General features: G+C 74.3%; 18 protein-coding genes. 14 read left to right on the top strand and 4 right to left on the bottom strand.

Going from position 1 to position 21,577, the window contains the following annotated elements:
- Positions 1–37: 37 nt before the first annotated feature.
- Positions 38–2,506: a RelA/SpoT family protein gene (locus ACWIYF_RS15535; protein WP_448623727.1), complete on the top strand. Its 2,469-nt coding sequence runs from the start codon at positions 38–40 to the stop codon at positions 2,504–2,506.
- Positions 2,507–2,534: 28 nt separating this feature from the next.
- Here ACWIYF_RS15535 and ACWIYF_RS15530 read toward each other — a convergent pair whose 3' ends face one another.
- Together ACWIYF_RS15530 and ACWIYF_RS15525 are read right to left on the bottom strand one after the other, a co-directional pair.
- A complete protein-coding gene (locus tag ACWIYF_RS15530) occupies positions 2,535–3,200 on the bottom strand; it encodes a peptidylprolyl isomerase (RefSeq protein WP_448623726.1) in 666 nt (221 codons plus the stop codon).
- Positions 3,197–3,994, bottom strand: coding sequence for a peptidylprolyl isomerase (locus tag ACWIYF_RS15525; protein ID WP_448623725.1), 798 nt, complete (start codon positions 3,992–3,994; stop codon positions 3,197–3,199). The genes ACWIYF_RS15530 and ACWIYF_RS15525 overlap by 4 nt, the downstream gene beginning before the upstream one ends.
- A gap of 171 nt (positions 3,995–4,165) precedes the next feature.
- Here ACWIYF_RS15525 and ACWIYF_RS15520 point away from each other — a divergent pair, with 171 nt between their 5' ends.
- The 9 genes from ACWIYF_RS15520 to ACWIYF_RS15480 all read left to right on the top strand — a co-directional run bounded on the left by ACWIYF_RS15520 (position 4,166) and on the right by ACWIYF_RS15480 (position 14,805).
- Positions 4,166–4,876: an MBL fold metallo-hydrolase gene (locus ACWIYF_RS15520; protein WP_448623724.1), complete on the top strand. Its 711-nt coding sequence runs from the start codon at positions 4,166–4,168 to the stop codon at positions 4,874–4,876.
- A 75-nt stretch (positions 4,877–4,951) separates the two neighbouring features.
- Complete coding sequence (hisS, locus tag ACWIYF_RS15515) at positions 4,952–6,220, top strand: histidine--tRNA ligase (protein ID WP_448623723.1); 1,269 nt, start codon at positions 4,952–4,954, stop codon at positions 6,218–6,220.
- Positions 6,220–9,003 (top strand): aspartate--tRNA ligase, encoded by a 2,784-nt coding sequence (gene aspS / locus ACWIYF_RS15510; protein WP_448623722.1) that lies wholly within the window; start codon positions 6,220–6,222, stop codon positions 9,001–9,003. Before hisS ends, aspS begins: the two co-directional genes overlap by 1 nt.
- 62 nt (positions 9,004–9,065) lie before the next feature.
- Positions 9,066–9,461 carry an effector-associated constant component EACC1 gene (locus tag ACWIYF_RS15505; RefSeq protein ID WP_448623721.1) on the top strand — a complete coding sequence of 132 codons (396 nt, stop codon included), beginning with the start codon at positions 9,066–9,068 and terminating at the stop codon, positions 9,459–9,461.
- Positions 9,462–9,465: 4 nt separating this feature from the next.
- A complete protein-coding gene (locus tag ACWIYF_RS15500; protein WP_448623720.1) occupies positions 9,466–11,388 on the top strand; it encodes a caspase family protein in 1,923 nt (640 codons plus the stop codon).
- Between the two features lie 11 nt (positions 11,389–11,399).
- Positions 11,400–12,491: a pyridoxal-phosphate-dependent aminotransferase family protein gene (locus ACWIYF_RS15495; RefSeq protein ID WP_448623719.1), complete on the top strand. Its 1,092-nt coding sequence runs from the start codon at positions 11,400–11,402 to the stop codon at positions 12,489–12,491.
- 87 nt (positions 12,492–12,578) lie between these two features.
- Positions 12,579–13,871: a glycosyltransferase gene (locus ACWIYF_RS15490; protein WP_448623718.1), complete on the top strand. Its 1,293-nt coding sequence runs from the start codon at positions 12,579–12,581 to the stop codon at positions 13,869–13,871.
- Complete coding sequence (locus ACWIYF_RS15485; RefSeq protein ID WP_448623717.1) at positions 13,868–14,167, top strand: hypothetical protein; 300 nt, start codon at positions 13,868–13,870, stop codon at positions 14,165–14,167. The genes ACWIYF_RS15490 and ACWIYF_RS15485 overlap by 4 nt, the downstream gene beginning before the upstream one ends.
- Positions 14,119–14,805 carry a hypothetical protein gene (locus tag ACWIYF_RS15480; protein ID WP_448623716.1) on the top strand — a complete coding sequence of 229 codons (687 nt, stop codon included), beginning with the start codon at positions 14,119–14,121 and terminating at the stop codon, positions 14,803–14,805. Before ACWIYF_RS15485 ends, ACWIYF_RS15480 begins: the two co-directional genes overlap by 49 nt.
- On the opposite strand, the gene ACWIYF_RS15475 is transcribed toward ACWIYF_RS15480, so the two are convergent.
- Positions 14,792–15,370 (bottom strand): hypothetical protein, encoded by a 579-nt coding sequence (locus ACWIYF_RS15475; RefSeq protein WP_448623715.1) that lies wholly within the window; start codon positions 15,368–15,370, stop codon positions 14,792–14,794. The two genes, ACWIYF_RS15480 and ACWIYF_RS15475, sit on opposite strands and share 14 nt — an antisense overlap.
- 430 nt (positions 15,371–15,800) lie before the next feature.
- A complete protein-coding gene (locus ACWIYF_RS15470; RefSeq protein WP_448623714.1) occupies positions 15,801–16,658 on the bottom strand; it encodes an aldo/keto reductase in 858 nt (285 codons plus the stop codon).
- Between the two features lie 36 nt (positions 16,659–16,694).
- Between ACWIYF_RS15470 and ACWIYF_RS15465 the strand changes: the two genes are divergently transcribed.
- The 4 genes from ACWIYF_RS15465 (at position 16,695) to alaS (ending at position 21,575) form a co-directional block, all read left to right on the top strand.
- Positions 16,695–18,026 (top strand): replication-associated recombination protein A, encoded by a 1,332-nt coding sequence (locus tag ACWIYF_RS15465; protein ID WP_448623713.1) that lies wholly within the window; start codon positions 16,695–16,697, stop codon positions 18,024–18,026.
- 96 nt (positions 18,027–18,122) lie between these two features.
- A complete protein-coding gene (locus ACWIYF_RS15460; protein WP_448623712.1) occupies positions 18,123–18,548 on the top strand; it encodes a DUF948 domain-containing protein in 426 nt (141 codons plus the stop codon).
- Positions 18,548–18,838 carry a hypothetical protein gene (locus ACWIYF_RS15455; RefSeq protein ID WP_448623711.1) on the top strand — a complete coding sequence of 97 codons (291 nt, stop codon included), beginning with the start codon at positions 18,548–18,550 and terminating at the stop codon, positions 18,836–18,838. The genes ACWIYF_RS15460 and ACWIYF_RS15455 overlap by 1 nt, the downstream gene beginning before the upstream one ends.
- A 55-nt stretch (positions 18,839–18,893) precedes the next feature.
- Positions 18,894–21,575, top strand: a complete 2,682-nt coding sequence (gene alaS / locus ACWIYF_RS15450; RefSeq protein ID WP_448623710.1) for an alanine--tRNA ligase — start codon at positions 18,894–18,896, stop codon at positions 21,573–21,575.
- Positions 21,576–21,577 lie beyond the last annotated feature (2 nt).

Here is a 21,577-nt window from a genome sequence, read left to right as displayed (position 1 = left end):
CCCAGGTTTCTCCCTCCTCCGCCCCGCAGGAGTCGCCGTGGCCCCCGACGTAGCCGCCAACGCGGCTCCCGCCCGGCCGGGTGCGGCGTCGCCGCCGGGCGAGAAGGACACCCCCGGCGCGGTACCCGCGGCCGGTGAGGCCCCCGCCGCGCCGAAGCGCCAGCCGCTGCCCGACCGCCCCGCGGTCCGTCGTCCGGACGACGTCGACGCCGAGCCGCGCGCCGAGAACGAGGTGCCCCGCCGCCGCGTGCGCGACCGGCTGGCCCGGCGGATCGTGGCCGGCCAGCGCAGCGGGCTGGTGCGTCCGGTGCTGGAGCCGCTCGCGGCCCTGCACCGGCAGAGCCATCCGAAGGCCGATCTCGCGCTGCTGCAGCGGGCCTACGACGTCGCCGAGGCCGCGCACGCCAACCAGAAGCGCAAGAGCGGCGACCCCTACATCACCCACCCGCTCGCGGTCGCGACCATCCTGGCCGGGCTCGGCATGGACACCACCACGCTGGTGGCCGCGCTGCTGCACGACACCGTCGAGGACACCGGCGCCACGCTGGAGTCGATCACCGCCGACTTCGGCCCCGAGGTCGCGCACCTGGTCGACGGCGTCACCAAGATCGACAAGGTCAAGCTGGGGGACGCCGCCCAGGCCGAGACGATCCGCAAGATGATCGTCGCGATGGCCCGCGACCCCCGCGTGCTGGTCATCAAGCTGGCCGACCGGCTGCACAACATGCGCACGCTGCGCTTCCTCCCGCCGGAGAAGCAGGAGAAGAAGGCGCGCGAGACGCTGGAGGTCCTCGCCCCGCTGGCGCACCGGCTGGGCATGAACACGATCAAATGGGAGCTCGAGGACCTCGCGTTCGCGACCCTCTACCCGAAGCGCTACGACGAGATCGTCCGGCTGGTCGCCGAGCGGGCGCCCTCCCGCGACACGTACCTGGCCGAGGTCACCACGGCGGTGACCGACCAGCTGCGGGCGGCGAAGATCGAGGCGGTCGTCACCGGTCGGCCCAAGCACTACTACTCGATCTACCAGAAGATGATCGTCCGCGGCCGGGACTTCACCGACATCTGGGACCTGGTCGGCATCCGGATCCTGGTCGACTCGGTACGCGACTGCTACGCCGCGCTGGGCATCATGCACGCGCACTGGCAGCCGGTCCCGGGCCGGTTCAAGGACTTCATCGCGATGCCGAAGTTCAACATGTACCAGTCGCTGCACACGACGGTGATCGGTCCGCAGGGCAAGCCGGTCGAGCTGCAGATCCGCACGCACGACATGCACCGCACCGCCGAGTACGGCATCGCCGCGCACTGGAAGTACAAGGAGAAGGCGCGCGCCGGCGGCAAGCCGGTGCCCGGCGAGTTCGGTGCCCCGAAGCCCGGCACGCCCGACGACATGCTGTGGCTGCGCCAGCTGCTGGACTGGCAGCGCGAGGCGCAGGAGCCCGGCGAGTTCCTGGAGACGCTGCGCTACGACCTCGGCCCGCAGGAGGTCTTCGTCTTCACGCCGAAGGGCGACGTCATCAGCCTGCCCGGCGGGTCCACGCCGGTCGACTTCGCCTACGCGGTGCACACCGAGGTCGGGCACCGCACCATCGGAGCGCGGGTCAACGGCGCGCTGGTGTCGCTGGAGAGCAAGCTGTCCAACGGCGACGTCGTCGAGATCTTCACGTCGAAGTCGCCGACCGCCGGCCCGTCGCAGGACTGGCTGTCCTTCGTCGGCTCCTCCCGCGCGCGGACCAAGATCCGGCAGTGGTTCACCAAGGAGCGCCGCGAGGACGCCGTCGAGGCCGGCAAGGAGGCCCTGACCCGCGCGATGCGCAAGGCGGGGCTGCCGCTGCAGCGGCTGCTCGGCGGCGAGGCGCTCTCGACGCTGGCCAAGGACCTGCACTTCGCCGACGTCACCGCGCTCTACGCGGCGGTGGGGGAGAACCAGGTCTCGGCCGCCTCGATCGTCGAGAAGCTGATGACGGCGCTCGGCGGCACCGAGGGCGCGGTCGAGGACATCGCCGAGACCACCATCCCGATGCGGCGGCCGATCACCCGCCGTCCCGCCGGCGGCGACCCGGGCGTGATCGTGCACGGCATGGCCGACGTCTGGGCCAAGCTCGCCAAGTGCTGCACCCCGGTGCCCGGCGACGACATCCTCGGCTTCGTCACCCGCGGCGGCGGCGTCAGCGTGCACCGCACCGACTGCACCAACGCCGAGGACCTGCAGCGCAAGCCCGAGCGGCTGGTCGAGGTGGAGTGGGCCAGCGCGCCCGGCTCGGTGTTCCTGGTCGCGATCCAGGTGGAGGCCCTCGACCGGCACCGGCTCCTCTCCGACGTCACCAAGGCGCTGGCCGACGAGCGGGTGAACATCCTGTCGGCCTCGGTGCAGACCAGCCGCGACCGGGTGGCGATCAGCCGGTTCACCTTCGAGCTGGCCGACCCCGCGCACCTGGGCGCGGTGCTGCAGACGGTGCGCAACGTCGAGGGCGTCTTCGACGTGGAGCGCGTCACCGCGTAACCGGGCTCTCGGTACCGAAAGCCCGGGGTCAGGCGACGGTCATCGACTCGATCGTCACCGGCTCGCCGGGGGCACCGTCGTCCGGGCCGTTGGCGCCGTCGTTGCCGTTGGCCGCGATCTGGTCGAGGACGGCGAGCCCCGCGTCGTCCACCGTGTAGTCCGGCGTCAGCTGGGCCTGGCCCCAGACCAGGAAGAACTGGCTGCCGTCGAAGCCCTGCCCGCTGTTGGCCATGGCCACCGTGCCGCGCGGGTAGCCCTCCGACCCGTCGACGTCGGTCGGGTAGCCCCACGGCGGGCCGCCGGTGCCGGTGCCGGTCGGGTCGCCGCACTGCAGCACCTGCAGGCCGGTCGAGTCGGTCTCCCGGTGGCACGGCGAGCCGTCGAAGAAGCCCTGGTCCGCGAGGGACACCAGCGCCGCCGCGGCACAGGGCGCGCCGGCCTGGTCGAGGGTCAGCGTGAGCTCGCCCTGGCCGGTGGTCATCAGCAGGGTCGCGGTGCCCGTGGCGGGGACCCGGTCCGGCGGCTGGTCGGCGTCGACGGCCGACGGGCTCTGATCCGGCGTCCACTCGCAGGCGACCGTGTCGCCGCCCGCGCTGCCCGAGCCGCCGGCCGACGCCGTCCCCTCGACGGAGCCGGAGCACCCGGCCAGCGCGACCAGCGGCCCGATGAGCCCGAGCGCGGTGCGGGTCCTCACTGGCCCAGCGTCATCGTCTGGATGGTGACCGGCTCGTTCGGGGCGCCGTCGCCGGGGCCGTTGGCGGCGTTGTTGCCCTTGGCGGCGATGGCGTCCAGGGTCGCCAGGCCCGCCTCGTCGATCGTGCCGACGACGGTGTAGTCGGGGCTGAGCTGGCTGTCGCCGTAGACGAGGAAGAACTGGCTGCCGTCGGTGCCCTGCCCGCTGTTGGCCATGGCCAGGGTGCCGCGCGGGTAGGTCTCGCTGCCGGTGACCTGGGTGGGGAAGGAGTAGCCGGGCCCGCCGGTGCCGCTGCCCGTCGGGTCGCCGCACTGCAGCACCTTGAGCCCCTCCGAGTCGGTCTCCCGGTGGCAGGGCGTGCCGTCGAAGAACTTCTGCTGGGTCAGGTAGACGAAGCTGGCCGAGGCGCACGGCGCCTTCGCCTGGTCGAGGACCAGCCCGATCGGGCCGACATTCGTGGTCATCGTCAGATTGACCAGGCCGGAGGTGGCGACCTCCGCGGGCGGCGTGCCGACGGTGCCGGTGCCGTCCTCGGTGAAGTCGCAGGTGCCGTCGCTGCCGTCGACGGTGGGGGTCGCGGCGGCGCTGGTGTCGCTGGCGGCGGCGGCCGTGTCGTCGTCGCCGCCGCCCACGCCGGCGATCAGCCAGGCGGCACCGCCGACCACCAGCACCGCGACGACGGCGGCCACGATGAGCAGGTTGCGCCGCCGCCTGCGCTGCAGCTCGGCGCGGCGCTCGATCTGGCGCTGCAGGCGGCGCTGGGCGGCCTGCCGGCGCTGCTTGTTGGTCGGCACGGGTCGACTCCTCGGACAGTTCGCTTGTCGTGGGCGGGGCGCCGCGGGCGTTGCCTCGCCCGTGCGGCTCGCGTCCCGCCACTCGCGGGCAGTCTAGGTGGCGTTCCTGGGCGATTCCTGGCACGTCGAGCGCGCCGGGGCGCCGTGATCACCCCCGCGTAACCTTTCGGCGTGCTCATCCGCTCGTTCCCCGCCGGCGCGTTCGGCACCAACTGCTACGCCGTCGCATCCGGGCCCGGGTCCCCCGGGAGGAGCGTCGAGTGCGTGGTCGTCGACCCCGGGATGGACGCCGTCGAGCCGCTGGCGCAGCTGCTGCGCGCGGACGGCCTCAGGCCGGTCGCCGTCGTCCTGACCCACGGCCACCTCGACCACACCTTCTCGGTGCTGCCGGTGTGCGAGGGCTACGACATCCCGGCCTACCTGCACCCGGCCGACAACGGCATGCTGGCCGATCCGCTGCGCTGGCACGGCCCGGCGCTGGCCCCGCTGATCGGCGGCGTGAAGCTGCCCGACCCGTCCGAGGTGCGGCCGCTGGACGACGGCGCCGTCCTCGACCTGGCCGGCGTCCGGCTGACCGTGCGGCACGCGCCCGGGCACACGCAGGGCTCGGTGGTGTTCTCCCTGGACCTGGACGACGCCCCGGCGCTGCTGGCCGGCGACGTGCTGTTCGCGGGCTCGGTCGGCCGGGTGGACCTGCCCGGCGGGTCGTGGGAGGACATGCTGCGCTCGCTGCGGGACGTGGTCCTGCCGCTGGAGGACGCCACGGTGGTGCTGCCCGGGCACGGGCCGGCCACCACCATCGGCCGCGAGCGGGCGACCAACCCGTTCCTCGCCGAGGCCGCGGCGGGTGCCGGCCCGGCGCCGAAGGGACGGGGGCTGTGAGCGACGGGAGCCGACAGGGAGTGAGCATCGCAGCGAGGAACGAGCGAGGAGCGGAGCGACCGCGGAGGCGACCCGGTGAGTGAGGGCTTCCTCCGTGCCCCCAAGGGGACGTTCGACGTCCTGCCGCCGGACTCCGAGCGGTTCCTGGCCGTCCGGGAGACGCTGACCGCGCCGCTGCGGCGGGCCGGGTACGGCTACGTCGAGACGCCGGTGTTCGAGGACACCGCCGTCTTCTCCCGCGGCGTCGGTGAGTCCACCGACGTCGTCACCAAGGAGATGTACACGTTCGAGGACCGCGGCGGCCGGTCGCTCACCCTGCGCCCGGAGCTGACAGCCGGGCTGATGCGGGCGTTCATCGAGCACCGGCTGCACACCGGCGCGCTGCCGGTGAAGCTGTGGACGATCGGCTCGGCGTTCCGCTACGAGCGGCCGCAGGCGGGCCGGTACCGCCACTTCACGCAGGTCGACATGGAGGCCCTGGGCGTCGACGACCCCGCGCTGGACGCCGAGGTGGTGGCGCTGGGAGTGCAGGGGTTCCGCGACCTCGGGCTGACCGACTTCGAGCTGCTGCTCACCTCGCTGGGCGACGCCACCTGCCGGCCGCAGTACCGGGAGAAGCTGGTGGCCTTCCTCGACAAGGTCGACCTCGACGAGGACACCCGCCGGCGCGCCGAGATCAACCCGCTGCGGGTGCTCGACGACAAGCGCCCCGAGGTGCAGGCGCAGCTCGAGGACGCGCCGGTCATGGTCGACCACCTGTCGGACTCGACCAAGGCGCACTACGACGCCGTCCGGCAGTACCTGACCGACCTCGGCGTCACCTGGACCGAGGCGCCGAAGCTGGTGCGCGGCCTGGACTACTACACGAAGACGACGTTCGAGTTCGTGCACAGCGGCCTGGGCGCGCAGTCGGCGATCGGCGGCGGCGGCCGCTACGACGGGCTGTCGGCCGCGCTCGGCGGCCCCGACGTGAGCGGCATCGGCTACGCCATGGGTGTCGACCGGACGCTGCTGGCGGTGCAGGCCGAGGGACTGGACATCGTCCCCTCGACCGGCGTGCGGGCGTTCGTCGTCCCGCTGGGGGCGGAGGCCAAGCGGGTGGCGGTCACGCTCGTCGGGCAGCTGCGGCAGGCCGGCGTCTCGGCGGACACCGTCTACGGCGACCGCGGGCTCAAGGGCGCGATGAAGGCCGCGGACCGGTCGGGCGCCTCGCACGCCGTCGTCATCGGCGAGCGCGACCTCGCCGAGGGCGTGGGCCAGCTCAAGGACCTGCGGACGGGGGAGCAGCGGGCTGTCGCCATCGGGGAGCTGTTCGAGACCGTCCGTGCGACGGTGGGGGAGTGATGGAGCAGCGACCGCTCGGGCGGACCGGCGCCGAGGTCAGCGTCGTCGGGCTGGGCACCTGGCAGCTCGGCGGCGACTGGGGAGACGTCGACGACGACACCGCGGCCGACGTCCTCGACGCGGCGCTCGACAGCGGGGTGACCCTGCTGGACACCGCCGACGTCTACGGCGACGGCCGCTCCGAGGTGCGCATCCGGCGGGCGCTGGTCGCCCGGCCCGAGCGCCCGTTCGTCGCCACCAAGGCCGGCCGCCGCGCCGACCCGTTCACCGCCGAGCAGTACACGCCGGAGAACCTGCGCGCCTGGATCGACCGGTCGCGGGCCAACCTCGGCGTCGACACCCTCGACCTGGTGCAGCTGCACTGCCCGCCGACCGCCGTCTACTCCGACCAGCGGGTCTACGACGCGCTCGACGCGTTCGTCGAGGACGGCGCGATCGCCGCGTACGGCGTCTCCGTGGAGACGGTCGCCGAGGGGCTGACCGCCCTGGAGCACCCCGGCGTGCAGTCGATCCAGGTGATCCTCAACGTCTTCCGGCGTAAGCCGCTGGAAGAGCTGCTGCCGACCGCGGCCAAGGCGGGCGTCGGGGTCCTCGCCCGCGTGCCGCTGGCCAGCGGGCTGCTGACGGGCAAGTTCACCGAGTCGACGACGTTCGCCCCGGACGACCACCGCAACTTCAACCGGCACGGCGAGGCCTTCGACGTGGGGGGAGACCTTCTCCGGCGTCCCCTACGAGGTCGGCATCGCCGCCGCCCGCGAGTTCGTCGAGATCTGCGGCGACCGGCGGCCGAGCGCGGTCGCGCTGCGCTGGGTCATCCAGCAGCCCGGCGTCACGTCGGTGATCCCCGGGGCCAGTTCCGTCGCGCAGGCCCGCTCGAATGCGGAGGCGGCCGACCTGCCCGGCCTGACAGACTCGGAGCTGGCCGACCTCGAGCGGCTCTACGACGAGCGCATCCGCGCCCACGTGCACGACCGCTGGTAACCCCCCGTCCCCGAAAGGCCCCGTCTGTGCTCCGCACCCACGACGCCGGCACGCTGCGCGCGTCCGACGCCGGTACCACCGTCACCCTCGCCGGCTGGGTCGCCCGCCGCCGCGACCACGGCGGGGTGGTCTTCCTCGACCTGCGCGACGCCTCGGGCTACGTGCAGGTGGTCGTCCGCGAGGAGGAGGCGCACCACCTCCGCAACGAGTACTGCGTGCTGGTCACCGGCGAGGTGCGCCGGCGCCCGGAGGGCAACGAGAACCCGGAGCTGCCGACCGGCGAGATCGAGGTCGCGACGTCGTCCCTGCGGGTGCTCTCGGCCTCGGCGCCGCTGCCGTTCCCGATCGAGACCGACGTCGCGGCCGGCGACGACGTCCGCTACAAGTACCGGTACCTCGACCTGCGCCGGCAGGGCCCGGCGCGCGCCCTCCGGCTGCGGTCCGAGGTGAACCGGATCGCCCGCGGGGTCATGGCGGGGCACGGCTTCGTCGAGGTGGAGACGCCGGACCTGACCCGCTCGACGCCGGAGGGGGCCCGCGACTTCGTCGTCCCGGTGCGGCTGCAGCCGGGCAAGTGGTACGCGCTGCCCCAGTCGCCGCAGCTGTTCAAGCAGCTGCTGATGATCGGCGGGGTCGAGCGCTACTACCAGATCGCCCGCTGCTTCCGGGACGAGGACTTCCGCGCCGACCGGCAGCCGGAGTTCACCCAGCTGGACTTCGAGATGAGCTTCGTCGAGCGCGACGACGTCCTGGCCGTGGCCGAGGACGTCGTCCGGGCGCTGTGGCGCGAGCTGGCCGGCTACGAGGTCCCGGAGATCCCGCGGATGAGCTACCGGGAGGCGATGGACCGGTTCGGCTCCGACAAGCCCGACCTGCGCTTCGGCCTCGAGCTGACCGAGCTGACCGACTTCTTCGCCGACACGCCGTTCCGGGTGTTCCAGGCCCCCTACGTCGGCGCCGTGGTCATGCCCGGCGGCGGGTCGCAGCCGCGGCGGGCGTTCGACGCCTGGCAGGACTGGGCGAAGTCGCGCGGGGCGCGCGGCCTGGCCTACGTCACGGTCGGCGAGGACGGCACGCTCGGCGGCCCGGTCGCCAAGAACATCTCCGACAAGGAGCGCGACGGCCTCGTCGACGCCGTGGACGCGAAGCCCGGCGACTGCGTGTTCTTCGCCGCCGGGGCCCGCCGCTCCTCCCAGGAGCTGCTCGGTGCCGCGCGCAACGAGATCGCCCGCCGCCTGGAGCTGATCGAGCCGGGCACGTGGTCGTTCCTGTTCGTCGTCGACTTCCCGATGTTCGAGCAGACCGAGGACGGCGACTGGACGTTCATGCACCACCCGTTCACCTCACCGACGCCGGAGTGGCGGGAGCGTTTCGCCGAGGACAAGGGCGCGGCGCTCTCCGACGCCTACGACCTCGTGGTGAACGGCAACGAACTGGCCAGCGGCTCGGTGCGTATCCACGACGCCGCGCTGCAGGAGAAGGTGTTCGAGACCCTCGGCATGTCGAAGGAGGAGGCCCGCGAGCGGTTCGGCTTCTTCCTCGAGGCGTTCTCTTACGGCCCGCCGCCGCACGCCGGCGCCGCCATCGGCTGGGACCGTACCTGCGCGCTGCTGTCGGGGGTGGAGTCGATCCGCGAGGTCATCGCCTTCCCGAAGACCGGCGCCGGCTACGACCCGCTGACCGGTGCGCCGACGCCGATCAGCGAGGCGCAGCGCAAGGAGGCCGGGATCGACGCGAAGCCGGAGGAGCCGCCGCTGCCCGGCGAGCCCGGCGCCCCGGGGCCGACGAACCCCGTGCACTGAGGGCGCTTGCCCGCCCGCGGGAGTCGGCGGGACCATGAGCCGCCGCTCACGCGGGAGGCGCCATGGCCGATGCCGTCGCACGACAGCTGGAGCTGCGGCTCGTGCTGCAGCCGGAGCCGGGAGCCGACGCCGAGGAGGCCGACCGGCTGAGCCGGCAGTTGCGCACCGAGCTGCGGGAGCTCGACGTCGACGACGTCCGGACGGTGTCCGACGGTGCCGCGCCCCCCGGCGCGAAGGGTGACGCGGCGTCGATCGGGGAGTGGCTGCTCACGCTCAGCGCCGGGGGCGGGGTGTTCACCACGGTCGTCGCGACGCTGCGCGACTGGCTCGGCCGTCGCGCCGGCGCGCACCGGATCAAGCTCACGATCGACGAGGACACGATCGAGCTCAGCGCGGCCAGCGACGCCGAGCGGGCCGAGCTGATCGAGGCCTTCGTCCGCCGGCACCAGCCGACCTGAGGCCGTGGCCCCGCAGCGGAAGGCGCTCCTGGTCGCCACCTACGGCTACCAGGACCCGGGGCTGCGCCGTCTCGCCGCGCCGGCCCACGACGCCGAGGCGCTCGCCGACGTCCTGCGCGACCCGGACGTCGCCGGGTTCGACGTCACCGTCCTGCTCGACGAGCCCGCGCACGTCGTCGGCGAGGCGATCGGCGACTTCTACGCCGGCTGCCGGCGCGACGACCTGACGCTGCTCTACTTCTCCGGGCACGGCCTGAAGGACGACGACGGCCGGCTCTACCTGGCCATGACCAACACCCGCCGGGACGCGCTGCTCTTCACCGGGCTGCCGGCCGCCTCCATCAGCGACGCCATGGACGGCTGCCCCTCCCGGCGCAAGGTGCTGGTCCTCGACTGCTGCTACAGCGGCGCCTTCCCCGCGGGCCGGACGGCGAAGGCCGACCCCGCCGTGCACACCCTGGAGCGGTTCCAGGGCCGGGGTCGGGCCGTGCTCACCGCGTCGGACGCCACCTCGTACTCGTTCGAGGGCGACGAGGTCACCGGCTCGGGCAGCCGGTCGGTGTTCACCCGCTACCTCGTGGAGGCCATGCGCAGCGGGGCCGCGGACCTCGACGCCGACGGCGACATCACCCTCGACGAGCTCTACAGCTGGGTGCGCGACCGGGTCGTCACCGAGATGCCGCAGCAGCGGCCCAAGAAGCAGGAGGACGTCGAGGGGCGGATCGTGATCGCCCGCAACGTCGCGTGGGAGCTGCCGCGCCACCTGCGCTACGCGATCGACAGCCCGATCGCGGCCCAGCGGCTCGGCGCCCTCGACGGCCTCGGCGACCTGTATCTGCGCGGGAACGAGCGGGTGCGGGACGCGGTGGAGCGCGAGCTCACCACGCTCGTCGACGACGACAGCCGGTCGGTGTCGACGGCGGCGACCGAGCTGCTGGTGCGGCTCGGGACACCGCCGGAGCCGGCCGAGCCGGAGGTCCGGCCCGAGGTGCCCGTGGTTCCGGCACCCGCCGCGGTCGTGACCAAGGAGCCCCCACCGGCACCCGAGCCCGGCCCGCCCCCGGCAGCGGCGGCGCCGGTGGCCGCGGAGCCCCCGCCGCGCGAGGCCCCGCCGGCCCGGCCGAGGGTCGCCGGCCCGCACCGGGCGTGGGTGCTGGTGTGCGTCGCCGTCGCCGGCGCGCTCCTCACGGCGTCGCGCTCCCTGGTCTTCGAGGCCGGCAACGGCTATTCCGCCGCGGACCTGGACTGGACGACGGCGACGTGGACCGTGGAGGTCACCGTGCCGCTCCTGCTCGCGGCCGGGCTGCTCCTCGTCCGCCGGTGGGGGCGCGCGGGCGACGCGCTCGCCGCCGGCCTGGTCGCCGGCGCCCTGCTCGGCCTGGTCGGCGACCTGACGTCGTGGCGGGCCTTCTTCGTGTACGCGGGATACGCGACCGGGCCGGCCTGGTGGCTGCTGCTCGCGGGTGTGGTCGTGCTGGCGGTCGGCGTGGCGGTCGCCGTCTCCTCGGGTGTGCTGCGCCCGGTGCCCTCCCTCAGGCGCGACCCGGCAGCTCTGGTGGCCACCGCCGCGGTCGCCGCCTCGCTCGGCGTCTGGCTGTTCGCGATCGGCCACGACCTGAGCGTCGTCCAGTGGTTCTGGTACCTGGCCCCGGGTGTGGTGTTCACCCTCGCCTGCCTGCCGGTGACCCTGCTCCGGCTGACGCCGGACCAGCGGCGATTCGCCCTCCCGGCGGTGACCGTGTTCGGCGCCGCGCTGGAGGTCGGCGGCATCCTGATCATCACGAGGTCCGACTCGGACTACGACGTCCCGGCGGTGGTGCGGGCGATCGGTGCGGTGCTGCTGTCACTGATCGCCTGCTACGCGGCGCAGTTGCTGCCGGCGCGGGCACCCGGCCGGGTCCCGGCCGACGCGGAGAGGCCCCGGTAGCGTCCCCGGGCATGCCGCTGCGTGCCCGCACCCTGCTCGGACCCGGACCGTCGAACCCCTACCCCGAGGCGGTGGCCGCCCTCGGGTACCCGCTGCTGGGGCACCTGGACCCGCTGTTCCTCGAGGTCCTCGACGAGACCTCCGACCGGCTGCGGCGGGTCTTCGGGACGGCGAACCGGCGCACGCTGCCGCTGTCGGCGACCGGCTCGGCCGGCATGGAGGCCGCCTTCGTCAACACGGTCGGCCCGGGCGACGTGGTCGTCGTGGCCGTCAACGGCCTGTTCGGCCAGCGCATGGTGGACGTCGCCTCGCGCTGCGGCGCCGAGGTGATCGCCGTCGAGCACGAGTGGGGTTCGCCCGTGGACGTCGAGCGGGTGCTCGACGCCCATCCGTCACCGAAACTCATCGCGGCGGTGCACGCGGAGACCTCGACCGGCGTGCGCTCCGACCTCGCCCCGCTGGCCGCGGGGAAGGGCGACGCCCTCCTGCTCGCCGACTGCGTCACCTCGCTGGGCGGCATCCCGGTGGAGCTCGACGACTGGGGCGTGGACCTGGCGTACGCCGGCTCGCAGAAGTGCCTGGGCGTCGCGCCGGGGCTGGCACCGTTCACCATCAACGACCGCGCCTGGGAGCGGCGGGTCGAGCGGCCGCAGAGCTGGTACCTCGACCTCGGCATGCTCGGTGGCTACGCCGGCGAGGCCGCCGGCACCGGCGGGCGCACCTACCACCACACCGCGCCGACCGGGATGGTGGTGTCGCTGCACGCGGCGCTCGGCCGGATCCTCGACGAGGGTCTGGAGGCGGTGCACGCCCGCCACGAGGAGGCCGGCCGGCTCCTGCACGCCGGCCTGCAGGAGCTGGGCCTGGAGCTGTTCGCGGCCGAGGGGCACCGGCTGCCCGAGCTCACCACCGTGCGGGTGCCGGACGGCGTCGACTCCGCCACCGTGCGCAAGGAGCTGCTCGAGCGCTACGACCTCGAGATCGGCGGGGGAGTCGGGGCGTACGCGGCCACCGTCTGGCGGATCGGCCTGATGGGGCACAACGCGCGGCCCGACACGGTGGCGCTGCTGCTGGGCGCCCTCCGGGAGGTGCTGGGCCGCTAGGGCGTGTCTGCCGGATCGCTGCCGAGGCTGGAGATCCGTCAGACATGCCCTAGGGTCCCGGGGCGTTCCGTTTGATGGAGGTGCCCCGTGCGCGTGCTGGTGGCCGCGATGCCGTTCGCCGGCCACGTCGCCCCCATGGCGGCCGTGGCCGCGGAGCTCGCCCGCCGCGGGCACGACGTCGTCGCCTACACGGGCAGGAAGTACGGGCCGCGGTTCGCCGACGTCGGGGCCACCTGGCTGCCGTGGGAGCAGGCGCCGGACTTCGACGAGTCCGACCTGGCGGCGACGTTCCCGGCGGTGACCCACGGCCGCGGGCCGCGCGCGGTGACGGCGAACGTCGAGCACGTGTTCCTGCGCACCGCCGCCGGGCAGGCCCGCGACATCCTCGCGGCCGGCCCGTTCGACCTGCTGGTCTCCGACCAGCTGGCCGGCGGCTCGGCGCTGGCCGGCGAGGCGAGCGGCACGCCGTGGGCGTCGGTCGCCCTGGTGCCGCTCGGGCTGCCCAGCCGCGACCTGCCGCCGTTCGGGCTGGGCCTGCGGCCGGGGCGCGGACCGCTCGGCCGGGTGCGGGACGCCGCGCTGCGCCGGATCGCGGCGCTCGCCCTCGGCCGGCGGCTGGACGCCGTCGCCGCCGAGGTGCGGGCGTCGCTGGACCTGCCGCCGGCACGGGTCCCGGCGCTCGAGGCGTTCTACTCACCGCAGCTGGTGCTCGCCCACGGCGTCCCGGAGCTCGAGTTCCCGCGCAGCGACCTCCCGCCGCAGGTCCACTTCGTCGGCCAGCTGGCCCCGCCGCCGGCGGGGCGGCCGCTGCCCCCGTGGTGGTCGTCCCTGGACGGCGACCGGCCGCTGGTGCACGTCACCCAGGGCACCTACGACGTCGACCCGGCCGACCTGCTGCTGCCGGCGCTGGAGGGGCTCGCGGACCTCGAGGTGACCGTGGCCGCGGCGACCGGGGGAGCGGCGCTGCCGGCCGACCGGGTGCCGGCCAACGCGCAGCAGGCCGCGTTCCTGCCCTACGACCAGCTGCTGCCCCGGACGGCGGTGATGGTCACCAACGGCGGCTGGGGCGGTGTGCTGGCGGCGCTGGGCGCGGGCGTGCCCCTGGTGGTGGCCGGCGGAACGCTCGACAAGCCCGAGATCGCCCGGCGCGTGGCGGCGTCGGGTTCGGGGGTGGACCTGCGCACGGGCCGGCCCACGCCGTCGGCGGTGCGCGCGGCGGTGCAGCGGGTGCTGGCCGAGCCGTCGTTCGCCGAGCGGGCGCGGTCGGTGGGGGAGTCGCTGGCCCGGCACGGCGGTGCGCCCGCCGCGGCCGGGCTGCTGGAACGGCTGGCCGCGACGCGGTCGCCGGTGCTGCGGGACGGGGGAGATCCGTGGACGTGAGCAGGCCCCGGCTGCCGGTGTGGGCCCTGGTGCCGCTGGCCGGGCTGGTCTGGTGGGCCGCCGGATACCTGTTCTGGGTGCTCTCCGGCCTCCGTGCCGTGCCGGTGGGCCCGCGGATGGCCCTGCCGCTGTCGGCGTCGCTGCTGAGCGTCCTGGTGCTCGGTGCGCTCGTGGGCGGTGTGGGTGCCGGGCTGCTGTGCCTGCTCGCGCCGCGACCCTCCCTCGGTGTGCTCGCCACGCTCGTCGGGTGGCGGCGGCCCTCGCCGTCGCGCTCGCCGACTCCGCGGCGACGCTGATGGGGGAGTCGCCCGACGCGTTCAGCGGCGACGGTCTCGTCGTCGGCGGGCTGTGTGCCGTCGTCGTCGCGGTGGCGCTGGTGGGCTGGGGACTGGGCTCGGCCGCGGCGTCCGGCCGGCCGGCCCTGGCGCTCGGTCTGGCGGTGCTGGCGGGTGCGACGCCGTCGTGGCTGTCGTCGGTGCTGCTGCCGTTCGTCGACACCTCGCGCTCGTACGTCGGGGTCGACGTCGTCGGGCGGGTGTCGGCGTGGGCGGGCGCCGCCGTCCTCGTGTTCGCGCTGGTGACCGCGGGCGCTCGGCCGGCGTCCCGGCTGGTGTGGTGGCCGTTGGCCGTGCTCGCCGCCTGGTTCGTACCGCCCGCCCTCACCGCCGCGGGGTACCTGGAGCAGCTGCTCCGGCCGGGCACCGGCCTGCCCGGGACGCTGCCGGACTCGCTGGCCGCGGCCTGGCAGGTCTTCGGGCTGGCGTCCTCGCCGACCCAGCGCGACCTCCTGCCGTGGGTGGTCGCCCTTGTCGTCGCCGCCTTCGTGGCCTTCCTCCGCGCCGGCCTCCACCGTCCCGACCGAGTTGATCATCGGCATCTGGCTGCCCCCGTCGGCGTGTCGGGCAGCCATTCGCCGATGGTCAACGAGCCGTAGGCCGCCAGCCCCGGCTCAACAGGGTCCCGCGCGTGCGTTCGACCACCGTGCCGCGGTTGAGGTGCCGCTTCGCGAGACGCAGGACCAGCCAGCCGTCCGCCGCCATGAGCGAGTACCGGTCGATGTCACTGCCGAACGTGTCGAGCTCCGCGTGCTGCCGGCCCTCGTACTCGAGCAGCACCTTCCACTCGGCGTAGCCGAGGTCCCCGTGCGCGATGGCGCGGCCCCACCTGTCGTGCACCGGCACCTGCGGCTGCGGGTCCGGCAGATCGCTGACCAGCAGCCAGTACCTGATCAGGCTCTCGGGACGCGACATCGCCTCGGCCGACAGCATCGGGGCGCACTCCCTGGCCCGGACCACGCCGCGCACCCGGTCCGCGCGCCCGAGCCGCTCCGCCAGCTGCTCCGCGGTGAGGTGCTTCGCGGCCATCAGCGCATCGCCGACCGCGACCAGCTCGGCCGGCGGCAGGACCTGGGCCAGGTCCAGGAACGTCTGGGCGCCGGAGGTGACGCGCAACCCGTCGAGCTCGACGACGTCCGCGGAGCCGAGGCGGCGGGCGTGCACCTGGATCTCGGCGCGCTGGGCAGCACCCGGCGAGGGGTGAGCGCCACGTGCGCCCGCCGGGGAGCGTCGACGTGCGCGCCGAGCAGATGCGCGGCTGTGAGGTGGCTGAAGGCGGCATCCGCGGGCAGCACGGTCGTGAGCAGGTGCAACCGCTCGCGGACGTCGATCGCGTCGTCGAGGCGGACGACGAGGTCGTGGCCCAGGCGCACGAATGCCGGTCCGCGGAGCCGACCTCGGGTCAGCCCGGCCGCACGGGCGGAGGCGAGCGAGTAGGTGGGAGGGAGGTCCACAGCCCGGCAGCCTCGGGCCCCGACTGCGGGGCGGACGGCCGTCGCGGCAGGTTGTGGACGAGGCTGCCGGCTGTGGACCGCGGTTGATCATCGTCAGGTGGCTGGGCGACACGCCGACGAGGGCAGCCACCTGACGATGATCACGGTTGGTTCAGGCGGGCGAGTTGGGCGTCGGTGAGCGTGAGGTCGGCGGCCGCGGCGGAGTTGGTGATGGAGGACGGCCGGGAGGCGCCGGGGATGGGGATGACCACGTCCGCCTGCGCCAGGTGCCAGGCCAGCGTCACCTGGTAGACGGACACGCCGAGCTCGGCGGCCACCTCGGCGAAGGCGGGTGCGGCCGTGTCCAGCGACCCGGCCGAGCCGACCCCGCCGAACGGGCTCCACGGGAGGAATGCCAGGCCGTGCGCCGCGCAGTGCGCCAGCTCGTCGGCCGAGTGCCGCCAGCCGGGAGAGAACTGGTTCTGCACGCTGACCAGCGCGTCGCCGCAGATCTTCCGCGCGACGTCGATCTGGGCGACGTCCGCGTTCGAGATGCCGACCATCCGCACCAGGCCGGCGTCGGCGAGCGAGCGCAGGGCGCCCATCGACTCCTCCCACGGCGTCCCCGGGTCCGGCCGGTGGAACTGGTAGAGCCCGATCGCGTCCACGCCGAGCCGGCGCAGCGAGGCCTCGCACGCCCGCCGCAGGTAGGACGCCGAACCGTCCAGCTCCCACGCGGATCCCCGCCGGGTGTGCCCGCCCTTGGTGGCCACCAGGACGTCGCCGGGGGCCCCGTACGAGCGCAGCGCGGCGGCGACCAGCTCCTCGTTGTGCCCGAACTCGGACTCGTCCCTCGCGTAGGCGTCGGCGGTGTCGATCAGCGTCACCCCGGCGTCCAGCGCCGCGTGCACCACCGCCTCGGCCTCCTCCGGCGACGGCCGGTCGTCCTTGGTGGACAGGGGCATGGCGCCCAGCCCGATCGCGCTGACCGTCATGTCCCCGATGCCTCGCTTCTGCACGGGATCCGTCGTGCCCCGCGGGTAGCGTCAAGAACCGTGAGTTCGTTGTTCGACCAGCCGGCCGAGGACGCGCCGGAGGTCGACCCCGGGGCGCCGCTGGCGGTGCGCATGCGGCCGCGCTCGCTCGACGAGGTGGTCGGCCAGCAGCACCTGCTCGGCCCGCGCTCACCACTGCGCCGGCTGGTCGAGGCCGACGAGCCGATGTCCGTCGTCCTCTACGGCCCGCCCGGCACCGGCAAGACCACGCTCGCGCACGTCATCTCCCTGGCCACCAAGCGGCAGTTCGTCCAGCTGTCCGCCCTCGACTCCGGGGTCAAGGAGGTCCGCGCGGTCATCACCGCGGCCAAGCGGGAGCTGACCTTCGCCGGCCGGCGCACCGTGCTGTTCATCGACGAGGTGCACCGCTTCTCCAAGACCCAGCAGGACTCGCTGCTCGCGGCGGTCGAGGACCGCATCGTCAGCCTCGTCGCCGCGACCACCGAGAACCCGTTCTTCAGCGTGGTCAGCCCGCTGCTCAGCCGCAGCCTCGTCCTGGCGCTGCAGCCCCTGGAGGACGACGACATCCGCACCCTGCTGCACCGCGCGCTCACCAGCGACCGCGGCCTCGACGGCGCGGTGACGCTGGCGCCCGAGGCCGAGGAGCACCTCGTCCGCATCGCCGGCGGCGACGGCCGCAAGGCGCTCACCGCGCTGGAGTCCGGCGCCGGAGCCGCGCAGCAGGCCGGCGCCACCGAGATCGACCTGGTCACCCTCGAGACGGCGGTGGCGCAGGCCGCCGTCCGCTACGACCGTCAGGGCGACCAGCACTACGACGTGGCCAGCGCGCTGATCAAGTCGATCCGCGGCTCCGACGTCGACGCCGCGCTGCACTACCTCGCCCGCATGGTCGAGGCGGGGGAGGACCCGCGGTTCATCGCCCGGCGGCTGGTCATCTCCGCCAGCGAGGACATCGGCATGGCCGACCCCACGGCGCTGCAGACCGCGGTGGCCGCGGCCTCGGCGGTGGCCCTCATCGGCATGCCCGAGGGGCACTTCCCGCTGGCGCACGCGGTGGTCCACCTCGCCACCGCGCCCAAGTCGAACGCGATCACGGTGGGGATCAGCGAATCGGTCGCCGACGTGCGGGCCGGGCGGGCCGGCCCGGTGCCGCCCGGGCTGCGCGACGCCCACTACGCCGGGGCGAAGAAGCTGGGCCACGGCAGGACGTACGTCTACCCGCACGACCACCCCGACGGCATCGTGCCCCAGCAGTACCCGCCCGACGCCCTCGTCGGCCGCGACTACTACCGGCCCACGAACCGCGGCGCGGAGGGCGCCATCGCGGTCCGGCTGGCCAAGCTCCGCGCCATCCTGCGCCGCACCCGCTGACCGCCGGTACGGACGGACAGCGGTCGAGCGCCCCGGCTACTGTGACCACGCCGGGTCGTCGCACCCGGTGCCGCCGCGACGACAGGAGAACACCGCGTGTCCGCAGGAGAGTGGGCCGGACTGATCGCAGCCCTCGCCTTGGTGCTCTTGGTGCTGCTCCTGGCCATCCCGCTGCTCAAGCTCGGGCGGGTCCTCGACGAGACCACGCTGACCATCCGGCAGACCCGGGAGCAGGCCGCGCCCATCCTGCTGCAGGCCAACACCACGGTCGCGCACGTGAACAGCAACCTGGAGCGGGTGGACGACATCACCGGCAACGCGGCCAACGTGTCCAGCAACGTCGCCGCCCTCTCCAGCGTCGTCGCCGCGACCCTCGGCAGCCCGCTGATCAAGGTGGCCGCGTTCAGCTACGGCGTGCGCAGCGCCGCCCGCAAGAAGCGGGAGGGCCAGGCGATCGCCGAGGCCGCCCAGCGGGACAAGGAGGCGCGCCGCGCGCGCCGCACCGCCCGGCGGGCCGCCTGATGCGGCGCCTGTTCTGGCTGGCGATGGGCATCACCATCGGTGCCCTCGTGGTCCGCAAGCTCTCCGCCGCCGCCGAGAAGATGACCCCGGCCGGGATCCTGGGCTCGCTGGCCGACGGGCTGCGCCAGCTCGCCGAGGCGATCGGCGACTTCGGCGCCGACGTGCGGGCCGCGGCCGCCGAGCGTGAGGCAGAGTTGCGCGCCGGCACCGGCCTCGACGCACCGCTGCCCGCCCGGGAGCAGCTCGCGCTGCCGTCCGTGCTGCCCGGCCGGCACGCCGCCGATAACTGATCACCGGGGGCGGACGCCGTCCCCACCGAAGACACCACGGACGAAGTAGAGCCGAATGCAGACCGCCGAGATCCGCCGCCGCTTCCTCGAGCACTTCGCGGAACGCGGCCACACCGTCGTCCCCAGCGCCTCGCTGGTGTCGCCCGACCCGTCGCTGCTGTTCACGGTCGCCGGCATGGTGCCGTTCATCCCGTACCTGACCGGCCGGGAGCCCGCGCCCTACCCGCGGGCGACCAGCGTGCAGAAGTGCGTGCGCACCCTCGACATCGAGGAGGTCGGCAAGACCACCCGCCACGGCACGTTCTTCCAGATGAACGGCAACTTCTCCTTCGGCGACTACTTCAAGGAAGGCGCGATCCAGCACGCCTGGGACCTGGTCACGGGCTCCCAGGCCGACGGCAAGCTGGGCTTCGACCCCGAGAAGATCTGGGTCACCGTCTACCTCGACGACGACGAGGCCGCCGACGCCTGGAAGCGGATCGCCGGCCTGCCCGACGAGCGGATCCAGCGCCGTGGGCTCAAGGACAACTACTGGCACACCGGCCAGCCCGGCCCGGGCGGCCCGTGCAGCGAGATCTACTACGACCGCGGCCCCGAGCACGGCCAGGACGGCGGCCCGGTCGTCGACGAGGACCGGTTCCTGGAGATCTGGAACCTCGTCTTCATGCAGTACCAGCTCGACGACGTGCGCTCCAAGGAGGAGTTCCGCATCGTCGGCGACCTGCCGAAGAAGAACATCGACACCGGCATGGGCCTCGAGCGGGTCGCCTACCTGCTGCAGGGCGTGAACAACCTCTACGAGATCGACGAGGTCTCCCCGGTGCTGCGCCGGGCCGCCGATCTGTCGGGCGTGGTGTACGGGCGCGACCACGCCGACGACGTGCAGCTGCGGGTCGTCGCCGACCACATCCGCAGCGGCCTGATGCTCATCGGCGACGGCGTCACGCCGGGCAACGAGGGCCGTGGCTACATCCTGCGCCGGCTGCTGCGCCGGGCCATCAGCTCGATGAAGCGGCTCGGCGTCGACGAGGCCACGCTGCCCGAGCTGCTGCCGGTCTCCCGCGACGCGATGAGCCCGAGCTATCCCGAGCTGGCCGCCGACTTCGACCGCATCTCCGCGGTGGCCTACGCCGAGGAGGAGGCGTTCCGGCGCACCCTGTCCCAGGGGACGACGCTGTTCGACACCGCCGTCCGGCAGGCGAAGGAGTCCGGGACCCCGCGGCTGACCGGCGAGCAGGCGTTCAGCCTGCACGACACCTACGGCTTCCCGATCGACGTCACCCTCGAGATGGCCGCCGAGCAGGGCGTCACCGTCGACGAGCCGGGCTTCCGCGCGCTCATGCAGCAGCAGCGCGACCGGGCCCGCGCCGACGCCCGCGCCAAGAAGACCGGCTCGGTCGACGTCCTGGCCTACCGCCAGCTGCTCGCCGAGCACGGCCCCACCGACTGGCGGGCCTACGACACCCTGCGCACCGACTCCCGCGTGCTCGGCGTCGTGTCGGAGCTGGAGGAGTCCGGGACCGAGGCCGTGGCCGGGCCGGGGGAGATCACCCGGGTCGTCCTCGACCGCACGCCCTTCTACGCGGAGTCCGGCGGTCAGATCGCCGACGCCGGCCTGCTGACCTGGGACGGCGGCCGCGCCGAGGTGCTCGACGTGCAGCGGCCGGTCAAGGGCCTGGTGGCCCACCAGGTCCGCGTCCTCGAGGGCGAGCTGCGGTCCGGCGCCGAGCTGGTGGCCGAGGTCGACCGCGAGTGGCGGCTCTCGGCGTGCCAGGCGCACTCGGGCACCCACGTGGTGCACGCCGCGCTGCGGCAGGTGCTCGGGCCGCAGGCGCTGCAGTCGGGCTCGTACAACCGGCCCGGCTACCTGCGGCTGGACTTCGCCTGGCAGGGCGCGCTGACCCAGCAGCAGCGGCACGACATCGAGGACGTCGCCAACGCCGCCGTCCGCGCCGACCACCAGGTGACCGCCACCTACATGACGCTGCCCGAGGCGCAGGCCATCGGCGCCCTGGCGCTGTTCGGCGAGACCTACGGCGAGCAGGTGCGCGTGGTGGAGATCGGCGGCCCGTGGTCGCGGGAGCTCTGCGGTGGCACCCACGTGCGCGGCAGCGCGCAGATCGGCCCGCTGGCGCTGACCGGCGAGTCCTCGGTCGGCTCCGGGGCGCGGCGCGTGGAGGCGGTCGTCGGCCTGGACGGGTTCCGCTACCTGGCGCGCGAGCGCGACCTGGTCCGCCAGCTCGGGGACCTGCTCAAGACCCCGACCGACGGGCTGGTCGAGCGGGTGAGCGGCATGCTCGCCCGGCTGCGCGACGTGGACAAGGAACTCGCCGAGCTGCGCGCCCAGCAGACCGTCGCCGCGGCCGGCACCCTCGCCCAGGACGCCAGGGACCTCGACGGCGTCTCGGTGGTCACCGGCGCGCCCGGCGGCCTGGGCGGCGGCGACCTGCGCACGCTGGCCCTCGACGTCCGGGGCCGGCTGCCCGCCGACCGCCCGGCCGTCGTCCTGCTCGCCTCCGAGGCGGGCGGCAAGGTGGCCCTCGTCGCCGCGCTCAACCCGGCCGCGGTCGGGCGTGGACTCTCGGCCGGTGACCTGATCAAGGCGGCGGCCGCGCCCGTCGGTGGGCGCGGCGGCGGCAAGCCCGACGTGGCCCAGGGCGGCGGCACCGATCCCGCGGGGATCCCCGCGGCGCTCAAGGCCGGAGAAGAGGCGGTCGCGGCCGCCGTAGGGAGGTAGGG

The organism is Geodermatophilus sp. URMC 64 (genome assembly GCF_053502555.1).
The sequence above is the reverse complement of the archived record's forward strand: the minus strand, read 5'-3'. Positions and strand labels throughout refer to the sequence as shown.